This window comes from Limnohabitans sp. 103DPR2 (assembly GCF_001412575.1).
Taxonomy (GTDB): Bacteria; Pseudomonadota; Gammaproteobacteria; order Burkholderiales; family Burkholderiaceae_C; genus Limnohabitans_A.
This window is the reverse complement of sequence record NZ_CP011834.1, coordinates 817,072-834,194: the sequence shown is the minus strand read 5'-3', so window position 1 is coordinate 834,194 and position 17,123 is coordinate 817,072. Positions and strand designations below refer to the sequence as shown.

Genomic DNA, 17,123 nt, shown 5'->3' with positions numbered 1-17,123 from the left:
ATGAGGGACGACCAACTCCTGCGCTATTCGCGCCACATTCTGCTGGACGAATGGGGTGTTGAAGGGCAGGAGCGAGTGAACGCATCGCATGCACTCATCATTGGTGCGGGTGGCTTAGGCTCTCCAGTTGCTTTGTATTTGGCCAGCGCAGGCGTAGGCCGCATCAGCCTGGTGGACCATGACCACGTGGATGTCACCAATTTGCAGCGCCAAATTGCACACACCCAAGCACGTGTGGGCCAACCCAAAGTTGAATCACTGCGTGCCGCCATGAGCGCCATCAATCCCGATGTTCACATCAGCACACATGCCTTGAAGGCTGATGCCACTTTGTTGCACCGCTTGGTTCCCCAAGCCGATGTGATCCTGGATTGCACCGACAATTTTGAAATACGCCACGCCATCAACTTGGCATGTGTGACGCATGGCAAACCCCTGGTCTCTGGCGCTGCCTTGCGTCTTGATGGCCAATTGGCGGTGTACGACACACAGCACACCGAGTCACCGTGCTACGCCTGTGTGTTTCCGCCGACTCAAAATTTTGAAGAAACTCGATGCGCCACCATGGGCGTGCTGGCGCCACTGGTGGGTGTGATTGGCAGTTTGCAAGCCACCGAGGCACTCAAAATTTTGAGTGGCATGGGCAGCAGTTTGCGCGGACAACTGATGATGTTCAATGCGCAACACATGGAATGGCAAACCCTTCAAACACATCGCCAAGCCCATTGCCCTGTGTGCAGCAGCTTGCGCCGCTAAGCGTTTGCCTGAAGGTCCTCGGCAGGTAAATGCCTCTATGATTGCCGCATGAATTCTCTCCAAGCTTGGTTGCCCTTTCTCAAGTGGCCGCGCTTAAGCGCTCAGCTGTTTCGACAAGAGTGGCTCGCCGGCTTTTCGGTGGCCCTGCTCATGGTGCCGCAATCGGTGGCCTACGCCGCGTTGGCGGGCATGCCCTTGGTCACCGGTCTCTACGCGGCTTTATTGCCAGCTGTGGTGGGCGTGATGTGGGGTGGGTCAACCCGTTTGTCCATTGGCCCCTCCGCCCTCACCTGCGTTCTCATCAGTGCGTCGCTGGCTGGCATGGCGCAACCGGCCAGTTCACATTGGGTGCACTTGGCCGTTTGGTTGGCACTCATTGCGGGCGCCTTGCAATTGCTGATGGGCATCATGCGTTATGGCTGGCTGCTCAACCTGATCAGCTCGCCCGTCATGATGGGATTTACACAAGCTGCAGGTTTGTTGGTCATGGCCTCTCAATTGCCCGCCATCACAGGCTGGCAAGCAGGCGGCTCTGTGCAAGTGTCAGATCTGGCATTTGGACTGATCAGCCTGGCCTCCCTCTTTGCCGCCAAAAAATGGCTGCCCAAATGGCCCAGCATCATGTTGGTGGTGGCCGCGTCTGCGGTCATCAGCTATGCCATCGGTTTTGCCGAACAAGGTGGCACAGTGATTGGCGCTTTGCCAACGTCCTTGCCCGAACTTTCGCTACCGCCTCTGATCACTTGGACCGAGCTGGGCATGTTGGCGGGGCCTGCGGTGTTGATCGCCTTGGTGAGTTTTTTGGAGGCTGCTTCAAGCGCCAAAACTGAAAATCAAAAAGACGGCACCTTGTGGCAAGAGAACCAAGATTTGATTGGACAAGGACTGGCCAAAATCACTTCTGCGCTTTGCGGCAGTTTTGCAACCAGTACCTCGTTTTCCAGGTCCGCCATCAGTTTGGCATCAGGCGCCAAAACTGGGTGGGCCGTGATCGGCACCACGTCCTTTGTGCTCTTGGCGGTGTTTGCTTCACCCGCCTTGTTTCATGTGCCGCGAGCGGTGTTGGCGGCCATTGTGATTTTGGCTGTCTCGAGTTTGATTCAACCCAAAGCTTTTGTGAAGCTCTGGCACATATCGCGCATTGAAGCCATCACGGCTGGCCTGACCTTTGCCATCACACTGCTCAGCACGCCTCGAATTTATTGGGGTGTATTGGCTGGGGTGCTGATGGGCCTGAGCCACTTTTTGCATACGCGTCTTCATCCACGCATCATCGAAGTGGGCCTGCATGAAGATGGCAGCCTGCGCGATCGTCACCTTTGGCAACTGCCCGCCATCACGTCCGATGTGCTTGCTTTGCGCATGGATGCCGAGCTCGACTTTGCTGCGGCCAGCAGCTTTGAAAAATACATCACTGAAAAATTGCGTGATTTGCCGCACATTCAACATGTGTGCTTGTTTGCACAGCCCATCAATCGCATCGATGCCACGGGCGTCGAAACCATGCAGCAGTTGCGCAAGCAATTGACACAAGCTCACATCCAGCTGCACATCAGCGGCATCAAACTGCCCGTTGAAAAAGCACTGCGTTTGGCAGGCGAGTTAGATGGCAAAGACGGCGTAAAGTTGTACCGCACCGACACTGAGGCCGTCAACGCATTGCGCGCCTTGCAAGCCTTGCCCGACGACATTGCAGGCATGGCCATTTAAATTCAGGCACTCACAATCCAGCCTTCGAGTGGATCAAAGTTGGGCAAGCCATAGTTGGCCTGTTGCCCGGCAGCTTCAGCCGCAGTGTGTTGCGTTGCAGCCCAAGCGGCTTGCACCATGCACAGCACAGCATCCAAGCTGTCGCCCGATGCATCGGCCAACAAAGTGTCGTGCTGTGAAGCACTCAGTTTCAAGCGAAGACCCAAGCGCGTTTGCGCCAGGTCCAGGGCGTGCAAAATGTCTTTGCGTGCCACCCACCGTTCAGGCGTTTGTTTTTGTTTGTCGTCGCTTTTGTAACTTCTGTGCCCCACCACTTCGCGCGCCAGCAAACCTGGATAGGCTTCTAAAGCAACACAGTCGGGCCGCCCTGTTTGCAAGCCGGGCAAGGTCCAAGCAGCTTGCCGCAGCAAAGGCACACCTGCATGCATCATCCAAGCCACAGGAGGATTGACCCATTTCATGGAGGGGCTAGACCCCGCAGGTAGATCTGTCTTGCGATGCGCAAACTTCGACCCTGCCGGCCTGGCATCGCAGAAAGATTTGAACAACTGCCGCAATTCCTCGCGCGAATGGGCGGCAAAACGGTCCATGCATTCAGGCCAGGTTCTTGGCCAGTTCACGGCTTCTACCCATTCCCGGGGCAAGCCAAAGGGCAAGTCAAAACCGCCCACACAGGCTTGACCTTCGGGCGCAGGTTGTTGAAGGAATTCTTGAAACGATGAGAGGGTTTCAAACTGTTGCAATTGCTTCAGTTGAACACTGCCTCGGTGCACGGCACCCAATGCCACCACGATGGGTTTGCGCTTGCTGGGGCTGCTTGAAAAATCGCATCCCAGCAAACACAAGGCAGAAAGATCAGGCGCGCCCAATGATGGAAGCCGTGGCCATCAGTTCTTCCAGCAATGCCAGAGAAACTGAACCAGAGACACTGTAGGGGTCGAGCTCTGCACGCTCGGAGTACTTGAGCAAGATGCTGGTGTTGACACGTGCCACATCGACTTGGCCCATGGTCCAACCACTGAAGCGGCGCTCTGAAATTTCTTCGTAATGCAGCAAGACCACATTTTTGTGACGCGCGTCTTTTTGAATGTGGCCATAGAGGTCACTGACGGCTTCACGACCACCTTCGATGGCCTGCAAAAAGATACCTCCGCCGTAAACCAGAATGCCTGTGATGCCAGTGCTGGGGTTGAACTGTCGAGACTGCGCCAAAATGGATTCAATGACATCGGGGTGAGCATCCACCGCACGACTGGCGTAAAGTAAACGGACCAACATGTTCAGGCCTTTCTGGGGATCAATGACAAGAATTCACGGCGCAAGTTGGCGTCTTTCAAGAACACACCGCGCATGACCGAATTGATCATTTTGCTGTCCATGTCTTTGACACCCCGCCAGCCCATGCAAAAGTGGCTGGCCTCCATCACGATAGCCAAACCATCGGGTTGTGTTTTGCGCTGAATCAAATCAGCCAACTGAACCACAGCTTCTTCTTGAATTTGAGGACGTCCCATGATCCATTCGGCCAAACGAGCGTACTTGGACAGGCCAATGACGTTGGTGTGTTCATTCGGCAAGACGCCAATCCAGATTTGACCAATGACAGGGCACAGGTGGTGGCTGCAAGCGCTGCGCACAGTGATGGGGCCCACAATCATGAGTTCGTTCAAATGCTCGGCATTGGGAAACTCTGTGACTTCGGGGCCTTCAACATAGCGGCCTTTGAAGACTTCCTTCAAATACATTTTGGCCACACGCCGCGCTGTGTCTTGGGTGTTGTGATCGTTTTGAGTGTCGATCACCATGCTGTCCAACACCGTTTGCATTTTGCCTGCAACTTCGTCGAGCAAATGATCTAACTCACCGGGCTGGATGAACTCAGCGATGTTGTCGTTGGCATTGAATCGTTTGCGCGCAGCCTTGATGCGCTCGCGAATCTTCACGGAAACCGGCGTACCAATGTCCTCAGCGTTTAAATGGACGGGTGCATTCATAAGCGTTTTTTGAAAAGTCAAACCCTGATCCTACCAGTGATTGATGCCATTGCAAGGTGTAGGGCTTGGCAACAACAGGGCATGCCGAGGTGCTCAGTAACGATTTCCTGTCAGCCAAATTGCAAAACGCATCAAGCCAAAGGCCACCCAGTCCATGCCGCGCTGAAGCTTTGAGCGCGTCAGCAACGCCTCTGCGACGACCCGTTGACTGCCCGTCTCAATGGCTTGGCTCAAAGCTTCGTGCAATTGCTTGGCAAAAAACCCATCGACCACCACCACATTGGCTTCGCGGGCTAACAACAAGCTAAAGGGGTCGAGGTTGGAAGAACCCACGGTGGCCCAAGGATGGGCATGATGCGCATCGATGACGGCCACTTTGGCGTGCAAAAAACTCTCGGTGTATTCGTAAATCTCAACCCCTGCGGCCATCAATTGACGGTAAACCGGTCGGACAGCGTGGTATTGCATGAAGTACTCGTACCGCCCTTGCAACAAGAGTTGTACCCGAACACCCCTTTGAGCCGCGTGAATCAGCGCTTGGCGCAATTTGCGGCCCGGCAAGAAATAGGCATTGGCCATCACAATGTCGTGGCGCGCCATGCCAATGGCACGCCGATAGGCCTTTTCAATTTGACTGCGATGCAACACGTTGTCTCGCAGCAGCAAGCCAGCTCGCGCCACCCAACTCTGACCTTGCGCCGCTTGGGCATCTTGTAACCATGGCAGATGCACACCAGCGGCCCTGAATGAGCTGAATGCCTCCGGAAAGTTTTGTTGTCGCACATGGCGAACGGCTTGCATGCGCCACCACAGTTGCGTCGTGGTCTCTTGCACTTGCTGCACCAGCGCACCTGTGGCGCAAACGGCAAAATCCAAACGAGGTGATTTCAAAGCCCCGTAATAAGGGTCATGCCAATCGTCCAAGACATTGATGCCGCCACAGAAAGCCAAGTGACCATCGATGACACACAGTTTGCGATGCAAGCGTCGCCATCGACTGGGGATCAAAAGGCCCAAGGTCCCAAGCGGGGAGTAAACACGCCACACCACACCAGATTCATCGAATCGAGCTCGCCACTCTTCGCTCAAACGAGGCGTCCCCACACCGTCCACCACCACCCACACCCTCAACCCTCTTCGGCCAGCCCTCTCCAAGGCTGCAGCCACCAGCGCACCCGCTGCGTGAAAGTCAAAAATATAAGTTTCGAGGTGAATGTGCGAACGGGCAGCATCAATGGCCCGAATCAGCTCTGGAAAAAACTCTGCGCCACCCTTCAATAACTTGATTTGATGGCCATCGTGCAAAGGGGGACGGTTTTTCATCGTTCAAACTTTGCGACCAAGGGCAAATGGTCAGACATGCGTTGCCAAATTTTGCCCTGCGGGACCATTTGACTCACTGGCGTTAAGCCTCTGGCGTAGACGTGATCGAGTTGCGCCATGGGCAAGCGAGAGGGGTAAGTGGGCTTCGCATCGGTTGGCCATTCGTGCAAGCTTTCGCGCTGCATCATGCGTGTGATGCGGGTACCCCAATCGTTGAAATCGCCCGCCACCAACAAGGGGGCATCTTCAGGCACTTCACGTGCAATGTACTTGTGCAATTGCGCGACTTGGCGCACACGGCTGGCCGGAATCAAGCCTAGATGCACCACGATGACATGGACAGAGATGGGCGCAGTGGGACTGCTGTGTGCCGCTCTTGCATCCCCCACCTGAACCTCCACATGCAACAAACCCCTCTGCTCAAAGCGATGGTCTGAGATGTCTTCATGCCGATGCGAGACGACTGGCCAGCGCGACAACAAAGCGTTGCCGTGTTCCCCATGACGAGTGACCGCATTGGTTCGATAGACCGCCTCATAACCAGGTGGCGCTAAAAATTCTGCTTGTGGCAACTCCGGCCAATGCTTGAAGTATTTCTCTTCTCGGCGATGGACTTTTCTGACCTCTTGCAGGCACACGATGTCCGCATCCAACTGCTCAATGGCCAAACCCAAGTTGTGGATTTCCAAACGTCGCGCTGGCCCCAAACCTTGTACACCCTTGTGGATGTTGTAGGTGGCCACTTTCAAAAAGGCTGGCTTTTCAGTTGGCATGGTTAAGCGCCATCCTGTGCCATCCAGTGTGGCAACATCAAAATGGCTTCGGCATTTGACGGCGAGAAGCAAAGGTCTGCGGCATCACGCCAAGCATGCCATTGGTGCTCGGTGTGTTCTGTTGGGCTGAGTTGAACTGGCAGCCTGTGGGGCAAGGCCAAGCCAAACACACGCTCTCGGTTATGCGTGACATGGGGCGCATAACGCCATCGCCAAGCCGGGTAAATTTCATAGGTGTTTTCTAGTCCCCAATCGGTCAATTTCAAATGGGGGTTCAAAGCGTCTAAGCCTGTTTCTTCCATCACCTCACGGCGTGCCGTTTCTTCCCAAGTTTCATGGACAGCATCTTTGCTGCCTGTCACCGATTGCCAAGTGCCCGCATCGGCGCGGCGAATCAGCAAGACTTCAGCTTGGGCGGTGTAAATCACCACCAAGACCGACTCAGGAATTTTGTAGGAACTGGCACTCATTGCATGAACATTCTGCATGAACTTTCAGGTTCAAGCTGCACTTTCACAGACAGCTTGATGAAACGCCTATGATCACCCCATGCACCGTTCAGAAACAACCCCCTCCTCTCCAGTGGCCTTGAGCGCTTCTGCCACCCAACTGACTTGGCAAGAAAATGGCCACGACTGTCAGGATGAATGGCGCAGCGAACGCGGCGCACCCGTCCCCAAACGGGTCGTCTTGGCCGATGACACCCTCAGTGCCGACAGCGCCTACCGCTTGGCCTGTGCCGGAACTGGCATGCTGTGGCGAGGTGACTTCCAGAACGCCCGCTTGTTGCTGCAAGCTTTGGCGCGCCGTTGTGATGCGCCTAAAAAAGTGCGCCGAGCATCCAAAACCTATCCTGAGGTAACGCACACCCCTCAAGAGAATTTCCATTTGCACCGCCAAGCCCAATCACAGCGCGCGCGCACCTTGAGCATGATCTTGATTCAAGTCAATCCAGACCGACAGATCAGCCTGCGCCGTGCGCCCGATTGGCGCGAAGCCATGAAGGAAGCTTGGGGCCCCGCAGGCACCACAGGCTGCGTCACTTCTTTGCGTGAATTGCTCGGACTGGTGGGTGCGCATGAATGGCATCAAAAGGGCATGGAAATTTCTGCCCTGGGCAGCGCGCCCCACAACCGCATTCACCCCAGCTATGGCGTTTTCTCACCCGTGCGCGGCGAGTACATTCAGTTGGTGGCCGACGCGCCTTTGCCCAGTACCGAATTGGCATTTGACATTGGCACGGGCACAGGCGTGCTGTCTGCCGTTTTGGCCAAGCGAGGCGTCAAACGCGTGGTGGGCACCGATCTCGATCCGCGTGCCTTGTCTTGTGCCAAAGACAACATCCAGCGCTTGGGCCTGAAAGACAAAGTTGAATTGGTTCAAGCCAACCTCTTTCCAGATGGCAAAGCACCCCTGATCGTCTGCAACCCCCCTTGGTTGCCCGCACGTGCCAGCGCCCCCATTGAACGGGCCATCTACGATGAAAACAGCACCATGCTGAAAGGTTTCTTGGCAGGACTGGCCGCGCACCTTGCACCCAAGGGCGAAGGCTGGTTGATCTTGTCAGACTTGGCGGAGCATTTGGGTTTGCGAACTCGCGCAGAACTCGAAGCGTGGATTGCAGAGGGCGGCTTGAAGGTGATTGGCAAACTCGACACCAAAGCCGAGCACAAGAAAGTTCAAGACGAAAGCGATCCTTTGCATGCCGCTCGTGCTGCAGAGCTCACTTCTTTGTGGCGCCTGGCTGCCAAGTAATCTGACCACTTTCAAGCAGAACGAGGTCATCATGCCCTCATGAAAAAAGGCCGCTGATGCGGCCTTTTTGCTTTAAGCCTTGACGGCTTCGGGGTTGCGCACACGAATGTGCAATTCGCGCAATTGTTTTTCGTCCACAGGGCTTGGCGCTTGCGTCAGCAAGCACTGAGCACGTTGTGTTTTCGGGAAAGCAATCACGTCACGAATGGACTCGGCACCGGTCATCAAGGTGATGATACGGTCCAAACCAAAGGCCAAGCCGCCGTGAGGTGGTGCGCCGTATTGCAAAGCGTCCAGCAAGAAACCAAACTTGAGTTGGGCTTCTTCGGGTGTGATCTTCAAAGCATCAAACACTTTTTGCTGGACATCGGCGCGGTGAATACGCACAGAGCCACCGCCAATTTCCCAGCCGTTCAAGACCATGTCATAGCCTTTGGCAATGCACTTCTCGGGTGCCGTGACCATCCAGTCTTCGTGGCCGTCTTTGGGCGCTGTGAAGGGGTGGTGCACGGCGGTGTAACGCTGTGACTCGTCGTCGTATTCGAACATGGGGAAATCAACCACCCACATCGGTGCCCAACGGTCTTCAAACAGACCCGATTTTTTGGCGAATTCGCTGTGGCCAATTTTGAGGCGCAAAGCACCGATTGAATCGTTGACCACTTTGGCTTTGTCGGCACCGAAGAACAAGATGTCGCCGTCTTGTGCGTTGGTGCGTTTCAGAATTTCGGCAATGGCGGCATCGTGCAAGTTCTTCACGATAGGGCTTTGCAAACCGTCGCGGCCTTTGGCCACTTCGTTGACCTTGATCCAGGCCAAACCTTTGGCGCCGTAAATTTTGACGAATTCGGTGTAACCATCGATCTCGCCGCGGCTGATGTCAGAACCACCGGGTACGCGTAAGGCCACCACACGACCACCAGGCGTTGTGGCAGGTGTGCTGAACACTTTGAAGTCCACATCACCCATGATGTCGGTCAATTCTGTGAACTCCAACTTGACGCGCAAGTCGGGCTTGTCTGAGCCGAAGCGGTGCATGGCTTCTGAGTAAGCCATCACAGGGAAGGTGCCCAGGTCGATGTTCAAAACTTTCTTGAACACGCTGCTGATCATGCCCTGGAACATGTCACGGATTTCTTGCTCGCCCAAGAAGGACGTTTCAATATCAATCTGCGTGAATTCGGGCTGACGGTCGGCGCGCAAGTCTTCATCGCGGAAGCACTTGGTGATTTGGTAGTAACGGTCGTAGCCGGCCACCATCAACAATTGCTTGAACAACTGAGGCGATTGGGGCAACGCAAAGAACTGACCATCGTGCACACGGCTTGGCACCAAGTAATCGCGCGCGCCTTCGGGCGTGCTCTTGGTCAGCATGGGGGTTTCAATGTCGATGAAGCCGTTCTCGTCCAAGAACTTGCGCACTTCCATGGCCACTTTGTAACGCAGCATCAGGTTGTTTTGCATGTAGGGACGGCGTAGGTCCAGCACGCGGTGCGTGAGGCGAGTGGTTTCAGACAGGTTGTCGTCGTCCAACAAGAAAGGCGGCGTGACCGAGGGGTTGAGCACCGTCAGTTCGTGGCACAAGATTTCGATCTTGCCGCTTTTGAGGTTGTCGTTGGTGGTGCCTTCGGGACGGGCACGGACCAAGCCTTTGATCTGAATGCAAAACTCGTTGCGCAAGCCTTCAGCGGTTTTGAACATGTCGGCGCGATCGGGGTCGCACACCACTTGCACATAACCTTCACGGTCACGCACGTCGACGAAGATCACGCCACCGTGGTCACGACGGCGATTGACCCAACCGCACAAAGTGACGGTTTGGCCCATCAGGGCTTCGGTGACAAGACCGCAGTAGTGTGAACGCATAGACATGGAGAGGATCTTTCAGTTGAAAAATTGAAGCGGGTCTGAACCCACTTACAGAGAATTTGAAGAAGCAGGCTGAGTGTTGTCGGCAACTGACTTCACGGGCAAAGCGTCTGGGCCACCCGGCACCACGACACCCATCGAGATGATGTACTTGAGCGCATCGTCGACACTCATGTCGAGCTCAACCACACTGCTTCGCGGCATCATCAAAAAGAAGCCCGACGTAGGGTTGGGCGTGGTGGGCACATACACACTGACGCAATCGCCAGGCAAGTGACGTGCCACTTGGCCACCCGGCGCACCCGTTAAAAAGGCGATGGTCCAAGAGCCCTGATGAGGGTACTGCACCAACAGCGCTTTGGAAAAAGCGTTGCCACTGCCAGAAAACAAAGTGTCGGCCACTTGTTTGACGCTGGAGTAAATGCTGTTGACCACTGGAATGCGGGTGATCACTTTGGACCATTGACGCAACCACCATTGACCAAAAATATTGGCCACGAAGACGCCCGTGCCGAAAATAACCAGTGCCACCAAGGCCACACCCAAACCTGGCACGTGCCGCAAGGAGTCGGCCAACGAATGCATGCCAGGAATGATCGCGTCCAAGGCTCCTAGAACGGCCAAGAAAATACCGTCCATGGTGCCCACCAGCCAAGTCAGCAGCCACACGGTGACACCCATGGGCAGCCAAACCAGCATGCCGGTCAGGAAGTAATGGCGGAGTTTCAAGTTCATTCAGCAGGTCTCAGTGACAGGCACAAGAAGCACCGCAAGCCGCTGGCGCAGCCGAAGCACTCGGTTCGGCAGAGGGCGTCGAACCGCCTGCATCGGAAGATGTTGAGGCAGCACCGGCTCCTGCGCCCGCCACAGCAGGCGCAGACGTGCCAGAAGAGCCGCCTTTAAAGTCGGTGGCATACCAGCCATTGCCTTTGAGCTGAAAACCAGCGGCAGTGAGCTGTTTATTGAAAGTGGGCGCGCCACAGGAAGGGCATTTTGTCAGAGGGTCGTCTGACATTTTTTGCAATACATCCTTGGCATGGCCACAGGAATCACACTTGTAAGCGTAGATGGGCATGTTGAAGGTTCTCGCGTGGAATTCACAAAACCCTCAATTATAGGCGGGTGCCTGCCAGTGCATGGTGTGCACCGTGCTTGTTTCTGAGGGCTTGCGGGCCTAGAGAGCCCACCAACATGCCAGTCAAGCTGGCCAACACACCGGCCAATTGGGCCGGAAACTCTTCGCCTGCGGGGGTCATGAGGAACAAGAGCCATGCCAAAAGTCCCAAAACGATGGCAAAAATGGCGCCTTGGGTCGTTGCCTTGGACCAATAAAGGCCAAACACCAAGGGAACAAATGCGCCCACCAAGGTCACTTGGTAGGCACCAGAGACCATGTCGTAAATGGAACTGCCTTGCATCAAGATGGCATAGGTCAGGACCAAGCCACTGAACACCAAGACCGTGATGCGCATGGCCAACAAGGCCTGCTTGTCGCCTTGGTGCGGGAAGAATTGACGCCAAATGTTTTCTGTGAAAGTGACGCTGGGGGCTAGCAAGGTGGCCGAAGCACACGATTTGATGGCCGACAACAAAGCGCCAAAGAACAAGACTTGCATGACAAATGGCATTTGCTCCATCACCAAAGTGGGCAAGACCTTTTGGGGATCCTCTTTGATGAGTTGAGCCGCCTTCTCGGGCATGATGATCAACGCACTGACCACCAAGAACATCGGCACAAAGGCAAACAAGATGTAGCAAATGCCGCCAATGATGGGGCCCTTGGTGGCTGCGCCCAGGCTGTTGGCCGACATGACCCGTTGAAACACGTCTTGCTGGGGAATCGAACCAAACATGATGGTGATGGCCGCAGCCACAAAGAACAAGATCTCTTTCAGCTCAGGCTCTGGCAAGAACTTGAACATGTCTTGACTGACCGCCAATGCAATCACCTTGTCAGCGCCACCCGCTTGGTTACCTGCAAAAATGGCCAAGGTGGCCAAACCCACCACCAATATGATCATTTGAATGAAGTCGGTGATGGCCACTGACCACATACCGCCAAACAAGGTGTAGGCCAATACCGAGACCACCCCAATGGCCATGCCCATGGGCATGCTGACCACACCGCCGGACAACAGATTGAAAACCAAACCGAGGGCGGTCACTTGGGCTGAGACCCAACCCAAGTAACTGACCATGATGATGATGGAACACAAAACCTCAACCGTGCGACCATAACGCTCGCGGTAATAGTCACTGATGGTCAACAAGTTCATGCGGTACAACTTGGCGGCAAAAAATACGCCCACCAAAATCAAACAACTGCCCGCACCAAAGGGATCTTCCACCACACCATTCAAGCCACTGTTGACAAACTTGGCTGGAATTCCCAACACTGTTTCGGAACCAAACCAGGTGGCAAAGGTGGTGGTGACAATCATGGCCAAAGGCAGATGTCGACCTGCAATGGCAAAGTCAGCAGAACTTTTAACGCGCTTGGCGGCCACCAAACCAATGGCAATGGTGATCAGTAAATAGGCAATGACCAAAGTCAACAACACAACAACGCTCCTTAGATTTGTTGGAATCTTTCGAGTGCTTGAAGCACGATGAGGGTGGACACAAAACCAATCACCACATACACAATGGCTTGCAACAGTCGGTTGGTGCGTTGCTGCTCAGCCAAGAGGGCTGCCAGTTGATTTCGCTCATGCGCACTGGCGGTGGTTTGTTTCAAATAGTCATGCATCAACCGAGGCAGTTGAGGCAAGATTTTGGCGTATTGAGGGGCTTGCTCGCGCAATTGCTGAATGAAACGCTTAGGGCCCACTTGGTCAATCATCCACTGCTCTAGGAAGGGCTTGGCCGTGTTCCACAAATCGAGCTCTGGGTCTAATTGACGTCCCAAACCTTCAATGTTGAGCAAGGTTTTTTGGAGCAGCACCAACTGCGGTTGAATTTCAACATTGAAGCGCCGCGACGTTTGGAACAAACGCATGAGCACCATGCCCAATGAAATTTCCTTGAGGGGTCTGTCGAAGTAAGGCTCGCACACAGAGCGAATGGCCGACTCCAACTCATCAACGCGCGTGGTGCTGGGCACCCAGCCAGACTCGATGTGCAATTCGGCCACACGTTTGTAATCGCGCCGGAAAAAAGCGCTGAAGTTTTGCGTCAAATATTCTTTGTCAAATTCGGTGAGCGTGCCCACAATGCCAAAGTCTAAGGAGATGTAGCGCCCCAAGCTTTCAGGTTCCACGCTGACCTGGATATTGCCTGGATGCATGTCGGCGTGAAAAAATCCATCGCGAAAAACCTGCGTGAAAAAAATCGTCACGCCATCTTTGGCCAGTTGCGGAATGTCGACACCGGCACTGCGCAATGCGTCTACTTGACTGATGGGCAAGCCCTTCATGCGCTCCATGACGATCACTTCAGGATGGCAATAGTCCCAATACATTTCGGGGATCAACACCAAATTCAAGCTTTGCATGTTGCGGCGCAACTGCGCAGCATTGGCAGCTTCGCGCACCAAGTCCAATTCATCGTGCAAATGTTTGTCAAACTCGGCCACCACTTCGCGCGGCTTTAAACGTTTACCGTCTGCACTGACTTTCTCGAGCCAACCTGCCATCATGCGCATCAAGCTCAGGTCTTTTTCAATGGCGGGCAACATGTTGGGGCGCAAGACTTTGACCGCCACTTCTTGAACAGTCCCTGTCTTGTCTTTCAACAACGCAAAATGCACTTGCGCAATCGAGGCGCTGGCGACAGGCACTCGGTCAAAGGACTCAAAAATCTCAGACACCGAACGGCCAAAGGCCCGCTCAATGGTGGCCACAGCAATGTCAGAGCTGAAAGGTGGCACCCGGTCTTGCAACTTGGCCAACTCTTCAGCAATGTCTTCTGGCAACAAGTCGCGCCGCGTCGACATCACTTGTCCAAATTTGACAAAAATTGGCCCCAAGCCTTCCAAAGCCAAACGCAAACGCTCACCGCGGGGCTTGGTATGCGAACGACCCAAACTCAACAGGTGCGCCAACACGCGCAACAAGGGCTGCTTGAAATTGGACAAAACCATTTCGTGCAGGCCATAGCGCCAAACCGTCCAAACAATGAAGCTGCCGCGAAGGAAGCGGTTCATGATGCGGCCTTGCGTGCAAATTGTTGGATGGCTTGCACTGCTTGCTTGCCCATGCCAACCAGCGTGTGAGCGGCCGCATCGCCCAACCAATAGGAGAGGTCTTCGGTCACGTCCCATCGCACATGATCGATCAGCCAATTGACTTCGGCGGCCAACTGCACATCGCCTTCAACATGCACGCCAGGCTTTTCACCTTTGAGAACAGTAGCGGCCATGTCGAAGGGGGATGCATCGGTCAATGTGAGCTTCAAATCTGTACGCTGACCATTCACGCGTTCAAACATGCCAGCCGGTGTAGGCGTCAGTTGAATCAGTTTGTCTTGCCATTGCAACTGAATGCAGCGGCCCTTTTGACGGGCCAATCGATTTTGCGCTTCCGGTTCACGGCTGATGACGTGATTTAAAAACAAAACCACCCGATTGAGGGTCTCATCGACCACCCAAGCGGGCGGCCGAGTTTGGGTTGCAAATTGGGTGATCGCGTCGCTCACCAAAGAAAAAGGGGACTGTGTTGCCATAGTCCCCAATTATTCCCGAAAGGCCGGCTTCTGCCAGCATTTCGGGCTAGATAGTCCTGAATTTATTGCAGGGCTTGAACACCTGCCACCAGCCAACCGCTGTCGCCGTTTTTGGGCTTGGTCATGTTCCAAACTTCACGGAAGGGGCTGGGTGCAGCATCGGCTTCTTCGCGGATGACACCATTGAACTCCACGCTGGCCATGTACGCGTCTGGCAACTCTTCAATGCCCAGCAACAAGGCGTCCAACTTGACCACTTCGGTTTTGTTGGGTTGGCCTGGGAAGTTGGCTTCACGCTCGGCCAATTGGCTCTTGATTTCTGACAGCATGCCGTCGGTCATCATGGCGCGCAAAGAGCCCATGTCTGCACGGTCCCATGCGTCTTGCAAGGTGATGAAGTTGCGCTTGGCCGCTTCCACAAAGTTCTCGCTGTCGAAGCCGGCAGGTACACCCCATGTTTGCGAACCTTGCAGGGCGTTGGGCACAGAACCACCAATGGCAGAACCAATCATGGAGCCACCTGTTTGGGGGTTGGCTTCGGGGGTGCTGTCAAAGGCTGTTTGTTGTCCTTCCCAAGGACGGGCAGACGCATCATTGCCCACTTTTTCAGGGTTGTACTGGCGCAAGGTGACGGGCGTATCGGGCGTATTGCCGGCTCCTTGATAAGCCAGGCCATCTTGAGAAGTATTTTTGCCGCGTGAACGCAAGAAATAACCGATGACCGCCACAGCCACCATGGCCAACAATGCAAACATCAGCATGTTGCCAAACGCTTCACCCATGCCCAAGCTGTGTGCCAGCCAGGCCAGACCCAAGCCAGCGGCCAAGCCACCCAACATGGCGCCCCAAGGACGTTTTGCAGGTGCAGGTGCTGGCGCTGCTGTAGGCGTTGCGGGTTTGGCAGGGGCCGCCGCTTGCGTAGGTGCCGCTGCAGGCGCAGCCGGCTTCACGGCCTCACGCTGTGTAACGTTGCCAGATTGTTGACCCACAGATTTGCCACCGCCCAATCGGCGTGCAGCTTCGGCGTTCAAAGCGCCCAAGGTCAATACCAGTGTCAATGCGATGCTTAGAAATTTATTCACTTTGTCTCCGACAAATTCAGAAAAAAACCGTCAGCATTTAATGCCGACATGCAAGGCTACCACCCCTGCACTCAAATTGTGAAAATCGACGTGTCCAAATCCGGCATTTTTCATAAGGGCTTTCAGCTCTTCTTGACTGGGATGCATGCGAATGGATTCAGCCAAATAGCGGTAACTGGCATCGTCACCAGCCACCCACTTGCCCAGCTTGGGCAGCACATTGAAAGAGTACCAGTCGTAGGCTTTCTCAAGGGGTTTGGCCACTTTGGAAAACTCCAACACCAGCAACTTGCCGCCCGGTTTTAAGACGCGGCACATTTCTTGGAGCGCTGCATCTTTGTGGGTCATGTTGCGCAATCCAAAGGCCACGCTGACCACGTTGAAATGGTCATTGGGAAATGGCAGTTTTTCGGCATCACACACCAAGGTGGGCAACACCACACCCTCATTGACCAGCCTGTCGCGGCCTGTCCGCAACATGGCTTCATTGATGTCGGTGTGAACCACTCGGCCTGTGGCACCCACTTTTTTGGAAAAGGCCAGCGACAGATCGCCCGTGCCACCGGCAATGTCCAGCACTTGATCGCCCTCTTTCAAATTGGCCACCTGCACGGTGTAGGCCTTCCAGACGCGGTGCAAGCCGGCCGACATCAAGTCGTTCATGACATCGTATTTGGAAGCCACGGAGTCAAACACGCCACGCACGTGTTTGGCTTTTTCCTTTTCGTCAACCGTTTTGAAACCGAAATGGGTCGAGCTCATGATGTCGTTCTCTTCAATGTGAATGACCGCAAGCGCCAGCTGCAGCCACGGGCATGGGATCGTCTCGCTGCGCACCAGCAGCCAGCAAGCGTTCGTTGTACTGGGTCCAAAGTTGGTCTTGTTCGGACCCTAAGAAGTACAAGTAATCCCAGGAAAAAATGCCACTGTTGTGACCGTCAGAAAAGGTCGGTTGCACGGCGTAATTGCCAACTTGCGCCAGCTCCACAACGTCCACGTCGCGCTTGCCTGTTTGCAAGACCTCTTGGCCAGGACCATGACCTTGCACTTCGGCCGAGGGTGAATAAACGCGCATCAACTCGAAAGGAATTCGGAAAGTTTTGCCATCCGAAAAACTGATTTCCAAGGCTTTGCTTTGACCATGAAGGGTCAAGGCCTCTGGCGTTGGAGCGCCTGCTATCAATCCGGCCATGCGATGC

18 protein-coding genes are annotated in these 17,123 nt (G+C 54.7%); 3 read left to right on the top strand and 15 right to left on the bottom strand.

Features of this window, described 5'->3' with window-relative positions:
• Entirely contained in the window at positions 1-756 is a 756-nt protein-coding gene (locus L103DPR2_RS04070; protein ID WP_055359872.1) for a HesA/MoeB/ThiF family protein, read from the top strand.
• 48 nt (positions 757-804) lie between these two features.
• A complete protein-coding gene (locus tag L103DPR2_RS04065) occupies positions 805-2,466 on the top strand; it encodes a SulP family inorganic anion transporter (RefSeq protein WP_055359871.1) in 1,662 nt (553 codons plus the stop codon).
• A 2-nt stretch (positions 2,467-2,468) separates the two neighbouring features.
• On the opposite strand, the gene L103DPR2_RS04060 is transcribed toward L103DPR2_RS04065, so the two are convergent.
• The 6 genes from L103DPR2_RS04060 to nudB all read right to left on the bottom strand — a co-directional run bounded on the left by L103DPR2_RS04060 (position 2,469) and on the right by nudB (position 7,026).
• Positions 2,469-3,335, bottom strand: coding sequence for a DUF429 domain-containing protein (locus L103DPR2_RS04060; RefSeq protein WP_231717678.1), 867 nt, complete (start codon positions 3,333-3,335; stop codon positions 2,469-2,471).
• Positions 3,322-3,744, bottom strand: coding sequence for a BLUF domain-containing protein (locus L103DPR2_RS04055; protein WP_055359870.1), 423 nt, complete (start codon positions 3,742-3,744; stop codon positions 3,322-3,324). The genes L103DPR2_RS04060 and L103DPR2_RS04055 overlap by 14 nt, the downstream gene beginning before the upstream one ends.
• Positions 3,745-3,746: 2 nt before the next feature.
• Positions 3,747-4,460 carry a GTP cyclohydrolase I gene (gene folE, locus L103DPR2_RS04050; RefSeq protein ID WP_055359869.1) on the bottom strand — a complete coding sequence of 238 codons (714 nt, stop codon included), beginning with the start codon at positions 4,458-4,460 and terminating at the stop codon, positions 3,747-3,749.
• Positions 4,461-4,553: 93 nt separating this feature from the next.
• On the bottom strand, positions 4,554-5,783 hold the full coding sequence (gene clsB, locus L103DPR2_RS04045) for a cardiolipin synthase ClsB (protein ID WP_055359868.1): 1,230 nt from the start codon (positions 5,781-5,783) through the stop codon (positions 4,554-4,556).
• Positions 5,780-6,556 (bottom strand): endonuclease/exonuclease/phosphatase family protein, encoded by a 777-nt coding sequence (locus L103DPR2_RS04040; protein ID WP_055359867.1) that lies wholly within the window; start codon positions 6,554-6,556, stop codon positions 5,780-5,782. Before L103DPR2_RS04040 ends, clsB begins: the two co-directional genes overlap by 4 nt.
• A 2-nt stretch (positions 6,557-6,558) precedes the next feature.
• Positions 6,559-7,026 carry a dihydroneopterin triphosphate diphosphatase gene (nudB, locus tag L103DPR2_RS04035; protein WP_055359866.1) on the bottom strand — a complete coding sequence of 156 codons (468 nt, stop codon included), beginning with the start codon at positions 7,024-7,026 and terminating at the stop codon, positions 6,559-6,561.
• 79 nt (positions 7,027-7,105) lie between these two features.
• Between nudB and L103DPR2_RS04030 the strand changes: the two genes are divergently transcribed.
• A complete protein-coding gene (locus L103DPR2_RS04030; protein ID WP_082466705.1) occupies positions 7,106-8,311 on the top strand; it encodes a 50S ribosomal protein L11 methyltransferase in 1,206 nt (401 codons plus the stop codon).
• 72 nt (positions 8,312-8,383) lie between these two features.
• Here the strand turns inward: L103DPR2_RS04030 and aspS are convergent, their stop codons facing one another.
• From aspS to L103DPR2_RS03985, 9 genes are all read right to left on the bottom strand, one after another.
• A complete protein-coding gene (aspS, locus tag L103DPR2_RS04025; RefSeq protein WP_055359865.1) occupies positions 8,384-10,183 on the bottom strand; it encodes an aspartate--tRNA ligase in 1,800 nt (599 codons plus the stop codon).
• A 45-nt stretch (positions 10,184-10,228) separates the two neighbouring features.
• Entirely contained in the window at positions 10,229-10,915 is a 687-nt protein-coding gene (locus L103DPR2_RS04020) for a DUF502 domain-containing protein (RefSeq protein WP_197274906.1), read from the bottom strand.
• 10 nt (positions 10,916-10,925) lie between these two features.
• A complete protein-coding gene (locus tag L103DPR2_RS04015; protein WP_055359864.1) occupies positions 10,926-11,255 on the bottom strand; it encodes an FmdB family zinc ribbon protein in 330 nt (109 codons plus the stop codon).
• A gap of 37 nt (positions 11,256-11,292) precedes the next feature.
• Positions 11,293-12,741, bottom strand: coding sequence for a sodium:solute symporter family protein (locus L103DPR2_RS04010; protein ID WP_055359863.1), 1,449 nt, complete (start codon positions 12,739-12,741; stop codon positions 11,293-11,295).
• An 11-nt stretch (positions 12,742-12,752) separates the two neighbouring features.
• A complete protein-coding gene (ubiB, locus tag L103DPR2_RS04005; RefSeq protein WP_055359862.1) occupies positions 12,753-14,324 on the bottom strand; it encodes a ubiquinone biosynthesis regulatory protein kinase UbiB in 1,572 nt (523 codons plus the stop codon).
• A complete protein-coding gene (locus L103DPR2_RS04000) occupies positions 14,321-14,842 on the bottom strand; it encodes a hypothetical protein (protein ID WP_055359861.1) in 522 nt (173 codons plus the stop codon). Before L103DPR2_RS04000 ends, ubiB begins: the two co-directional genes overlap by 4 nt.
• Before the next feature lie 62 nt (positions 14,843-14,904).
• Positions 14,905-15,924, bottom strand: coding sequence for a Tim44 domain-containing protein (locus L103DPR2_RS03995; protein WP_055359860.1), 1,020 nt, complete (start codon positions 15,922-15,924; stop codon positions 14,905-14,907).
• 30 nt (positions 15,925-15,954) lie between these two features.
• The gene (gene ubiE, locus L103DPR2_RS03990; protein WP_055359859.1) at positions 15,955-16,686 is read right to left on the bottom strand and encodes a bifunctional demethylmenaquinone methyltransferase/2-methoxy-6-polyprenyl-1,4-benzoquinol methylase UbiE; all 732 of its coding nucleotides are present in this window, start codon (positions 16,684-16,686) and stop codon (positions 15,955-15,957) included.
• A 13-nt stretch (positions 16,687-16,699) separates the two neighbouring features.
• Positions 16,700-17,116 (bottom strand): gamma-butyrobetaine hydroxylase-like domain-containing protein, encoded by a 417-nt coding sequence (locus L103DPR2_RS03985; RefSeq protein ID WP_055359858.1) that lies wholly within the window; start codon positions 17,114-17,116, stop codon positions 16,700-16,702.
• Positions 17,117-17,123: the final 7 nt, after the last annotated feature.